Source organism: Streptomyces solincola, assembly GCF_002982015.1.
In the GTDB taxonomy this organism is placed as follows: domain Bacteria; phylum Actinomycetota; class Actinomycetes; order Streptomycetales; family Streptomycetaceae; genus Streptomyces; species Streptomyces solincola.
Map to the genome: position 1 here is coordinate 1 of NZ_PVLV01000077.1, position 4,106 is coordinate 4,106.

5 protein-coding genes are annotated in these 4,106 nt (G+C 76.3%); 2 read left to right on the plus strand and 3 right to left on the minus strand.

Translation table 11 applies throughout. The features are described from left to right. Positions 1–1,448 (minus strand): SNF2 helicase-associated domain-containing protein (locus tag C6N75_RS05795; RefSeq protein WP_181160358.1); only part of this gene is annotated, 1,448 nt, incomplete at its 3' end. A 188-nt stretch (positions 1,449–1,636) separates the two neighbouring features. Here C6N75_RS05795 and C6N75_RS05800 point away from each other — a divergent pair. Further along, positions 1,637–1,918 (plus strand): DUF6343 family protein, encoded by a 282-nt coding sequence (locus C6N75_RS05800; protein WP_105867757.1) that lies wholly within the window; start codon positions 1,637–1,639, stop codon positions 1,916–1,918. A gap of 75 nt (positions 1,919–1,993) precedes the next feature. Beyond that, positions 1,994–2,377, plus strand: coding sequence for a tetratricopeptide repeat protein (locus C6N75_RS05805; protein ID WP_105867758.1), 384 nt, complete (start codon positions 1,994–1,996; stop codon positions 2,375–2,377). 31 nt (positions 2,378–2,408) lie between these two features. Here the strand turns inward: C6N75_RS05805 and coaE are convergent, their stop codons facing one another. Both coaE and C6N75_RS05815 read right to left on the minus strand, forming a co-directional pair. Beyond that, positions 2,409–3,011 carry a dephospho-CoA kinase gene (gene coaE, locus C6N75_RS05810; protein ID WP_105867759.1) on the minus strand — a complete coding sequence of 201 codons (603 nt, stop codon included), beginning with the start codon at positions 3,009–3,011 and terminating at the stop codon, positions 2,409–2,411. A gap of 63 nt (positions 3,012–3,074) precedes the next feature. Next, positions 3,075–4,013 (minus strand): PAC2 family protein, encoded by a 939-nt coding sequence (locus C6N75_RS05815; RefSeq protein ID WP_105867760.1) that lies wholly within the window; start codon positions 4,011–4,013, stop codon positions 3,075–3,077. Positions 4,014–4,106 lie beyond the last annotated feature (93 nt).

The following is a 4,106-nucleotide window of genomic DNA, read 5'->3' on the forward strand; positions in this document are numbered from 1 at the left end:
GTCCCGGCGGGCGGGGCGGCCAGCCTGTCCCGCAGCCGGGCCAGCGCGCCCACCGGGACGGCGTCCACACGCTCGCCGTCCACCTCGGCGGCGCCGGTCAGGGCGACGGCCAGCGCGTCAACCGGCTCCAGCAGGCCCAGCTCGCGCTTGCGCGCCTTGCGGACCAGATCGGGGTCGACCACCACCCACTGGTCGCGCAGCCGCACGATCGGGCGGTGCGCCTCGGCCAGCTCGTCCATCTCGCGGGTGGTCAGCGGATCGCCGTCCAGCGCCACCTGCCAGTCGAAGCGCAGCAGCTCGGTGCTGTCGAAGAAGGCGGTGCCGTCGGTGGCCGATCCCGGGGCGGACCGGACGACGGCGGTGGCGGTCAGCGAGCGGGCCAGGTCCCGCGGCCAGTGCACGGCCACCCCGGCGGCGGCCAGTCTCGCCGCGGCGGGGCCCAGCAGCTCGTACAGCTCGTGCTCGGTGAGCGACAGCACGTCGGGCAGCGCCCGCTCCAGGAGCCGGCCGAGCGGCGGCCAGACGCGGGCGGCGCGGCGCAGCGCGAGGACGGCGTCGATCCGGGCGCGCGGCCCGAACCGCTCGTCCGCCTCGCCGGACCACAGCCGTGGCGCGTCGGTGACCAGGCTGGGGTCGGCCAGGCTGTGGATCTGCAACAGCGCGGCCGCGGCCGCACGGCCGGCCCCCTCCTCGTCCCCGTCCCCGCCCCCGTCTGCTCCGCCGGTGTCGAACAGCTCCCAACCGGTCAGGTCCAGGCGGAGCGAGATCCGCACCCCGGCGTCCATCCCGGCCGCCGTCTCGGCCGCCCAGGCCCGGGCCCGGGGCAGGTGCTGCGGCTCGGTGGCGGCGAACGGCGCGCCGGCGGCGTGCGCGGCGGCCGGCGTACGCGGCAGGGTGTCGGCCACGGCGTCCAGGAAGGCGCGGACCAGGGCCTCCGGCTCGGGGAGGTGCGGCGGGGTCCGCCCGGGGACGGGCACGGCATGCGCCTCGAAGGGCATGGCGGCGGCGACGGCGCGCAGGTGGGCGATGTCGTCGGCGTCCAGCGGACCGGCCCGCCAGGCGTCCAGGTCGCCCGCCGCGAGGCCGGGCAGCAGCCTCCCGCGCGCGGCGAGGTGCAGGGCGTGCAGCGCGGCGGCGCCCCAGCAGGCGGCCGCCGGGTGGGCGGCCGGGTCGTGCCGGGCGGCCACCAGCGGCTCCAGCGCCTCGGCGACCGGCAGCAGCAGCGCCGGCACGTCGTGGGCGCGCACCTCGCCGTCGCCGTCCAGGCGCGTCACGGTGATCGTGCCGGGGGCGGGCCCGTCGTCGGACGGCGGGAGCGGGTGGCCCTCCGGCGACCAGAAGGCGACCCGGCCCTGCCGGGGCAGGGCCGCCGGGAGGAAGACCGCGGCGCACGACCGCGGGGGCGCGGCCCCTCCACCCCCGGCGTCCGCCGGCTCACGCGGCTCCATGGCCGTCCACCTCCTCCCTCCACACAGCTCACGACGGTCCGGGCACGACGGTCCGGGCACGACGGTCCGGTCGTGATCCGTCCACGGTCTCCGACCTTACGGCGGGGGTCTGACAATCGCCGACGGCCGGCGTCCCGACCGGTGAGAGCGAGGCGCGCAGGGGTACCCGGAGCGCCAGGGAGCAGATCATGCGACGTACCGGCAGTGAACCGATCACCGCGCGCAGCCCGCTGCGCACCCGGCTCGTCCTGAGCCTGTGGGGCCTGCTGTGGGCGGTCGGCGGAACGGTGGCCTTCGTGCTGCTCGGGCAGACCGGGTGGGCGGTGGCCTGCGGCGTGCTGGCGGCGTTCGCCGCGGCGGACGCGGCGGTGGTCGTGGCCCGGATCCGCCAGGGCGCGCACTACCAGCCGGGCCGGGACGTTCCGCCGTACCAGCCGCCCGAGCCGCGGGGCCCGGGCGGCGGCCGGTGAGGGGGCGGCGGCGCTTTCGGGAATGGGTCCGGCGCCGGCGGCGTTGGACAGCCGTAGTCGGCGGAAGGACGCAGCGTGCCCGAGACGAATCCGGATACCCATGTCATCGACTTCCGCGCGGCCGAGCAACTGCTCGCCGCCCGTGATCCGCGCGGCGCCGTCAAGCTGCTCGACTCGGTGATCGCGGCCCACCCCGAGAACACCGCGGCCCGCCTGCTGCGCGCCCGCGCCTTCTTCGCCGCCGCCCAGTTGCGTCCCGCGGAGCTGGAGTTCGAGCTGGTGCTGGAGCGCGAGCCGGACAACGCCTTCGCGCATTTCGCGCTGGCCCGCACCTACGAGCGTTCCGGACGCTCCGAGCGGGCGCTGCGGCACTTCCGGCTGGCCGCCGCGCTGGACCCGAAGCCGGAGTACGTGGCGGCCGCGCGGTTCCCCGGCCCGCCGCCCGCCGAACGCGGCTGAGACCAGGCGGCTTCCCTTCAGCCGCCGCCTCTCAGGCGCCGGCCGCCCGCTCGGCGAGCTGCGCCCACACCTCGCGGACCTGGGGTTCCAGGGCTTCGCGCGGCCCGTCGTTGTCGATGACGACGTCGGCGACGGCGAGGCGCTCCTCGCGGGTGGCCTGGGCGGCCATCCGGGCGCGGGCGTCCTCCTCGGTCATCCCGCGCAGCTTCACCAGGCGTTCGAGCTGGGTCTCGGGCCGGGCGTCGACCACCACGACCAGGTCGTAGAGGGGGGCGAGGCCGTTCTCGGTGAGCAGCGGTACGTCGTTGACGACGACCGTGCCGGGACCGGCGGCCGCCTCCAGTTCGGCGGTCCGGTCACGCACCAGGGGGTGCACGATGGCGTTGAGCGCGGCCAGCCTGCCGGCGTCGGCGAACACGATCGCGCCGAGCTTCGGCCGGTCGAGCGCGCCCTGCGCGGTGAGCACCTGCGGGCCGAACTCCGCCACGACGGCGGCCAGCCCGGGCGTGCCCGGCTCGACCACCTCGCGCGCGATGCGGTCCGCGTCCACCAGGAGGGCGCCGTAGGAGACGAGCAGCCCCGACACCTCGCTCTTGCCGGCGCCGATCCCGCCGGTCAGTCCCACCTTCAGCATGGCCTGAAGCCTAGACGCGCCCGGTACGGACCCGGCGGGCGGCCCCCGGCCGGGCGGCCCTCGTCACAGGTCGCCCTCGCGCTCGGCGAGGAAGCGCTCGAACTCGCGGCCCAGTTCGTCCGCGGAGGGCAGGTCCACCGGCTCCGCCACGAGGTTGCCCCGGGTCTCCGCGCCGGCGACCGCGTCGTACTGGTGCTCAAGGCCCTGGACGAGGGCGACCAGCTCCTCGTCGCCCTCGCCGATCTGGCGCTCGATCTCGGTCTGGGTGAGCTGCGCCTGGGTGCGCAGGGTGTGCGCGACGCTGGGCAGGACCAGGCCGGTGGCGGCGGTGACGGCCTCGACGGCGGTGAGGGCGGCGTCCGGGTAGGAGGAGCGGGCGATGTAGTGCGGTACGTGGGCGGCGACGCCGAGGACGTCGTGCCCGGCCTCCATCAGGCGGTACTCGACCAGGGCCTCGGCGCTGCCGGGCACCTGCGCCTCGTCGAACGGGCTGCGGTGGCCGGGGACGAGGTCGGTGCGGTTGCCGTGCGGGGTGAGGCCGACCGGGCGGGTGTGCGGGACGCCCATCGGGATGCCGTGGAAGTTGACCGACAGCCGGACCCCGAGGCGTTCCACGACCTGCCGTACGGCGACGGCGAAGCGCTCCCACTCGACGTCCGGTTCGGGCCCGGACAGCAGCAGGAAGGGCGCGCCGGTGGCGTCCTGCACCAGGCGGACCTCGATGGCGGGCGTCTCGTACGCCGTCCAGCGGTCGCGGCGGAAGGTGAGGAGCGGACGGCGGGCCCGGTAGTCCACGAGCCGGTCGTGGTCGAAGCGGGCGACGACCTGGTGCGGCAGCGAGTCGAGCAGGGTCTCGACGATCTGCTCGCCGGTCTCCCCCGCGTCGATGTATCCGTCGAAGTGGTAGAGCATGACCAGTCCGGCCGACTCCTGGGCGAGCGCCATGTCGACGGCGGCCAGCCCCTTCGGCTCCCATGCGTACAAGTCCTGCGGATCCAGCACGATTACCGCTCCTCCTCGTGTCGTCAGCAACAACACCGCCACCGCGGCGCGGCATTCCCGGCCCCCGGGGCGGGGAGACGGGGCCGGGAATGC

Coding starts and splice junctions, on each gene's coding strand:
- coaE (WP_105867759.1), bottom strand. CDS start 3,011: ATGCTGAAGGTGGGACTGACCGGCGGGATCGGCGCCGGCAAGAGCGAG.
- C6N75_RS05800 (WP_105867757.1), top strand. CDS start 1,637: ATGCGACGTACCGGCAGTGAACCGATCACCGCGCGCAGCCCGCTGCGC.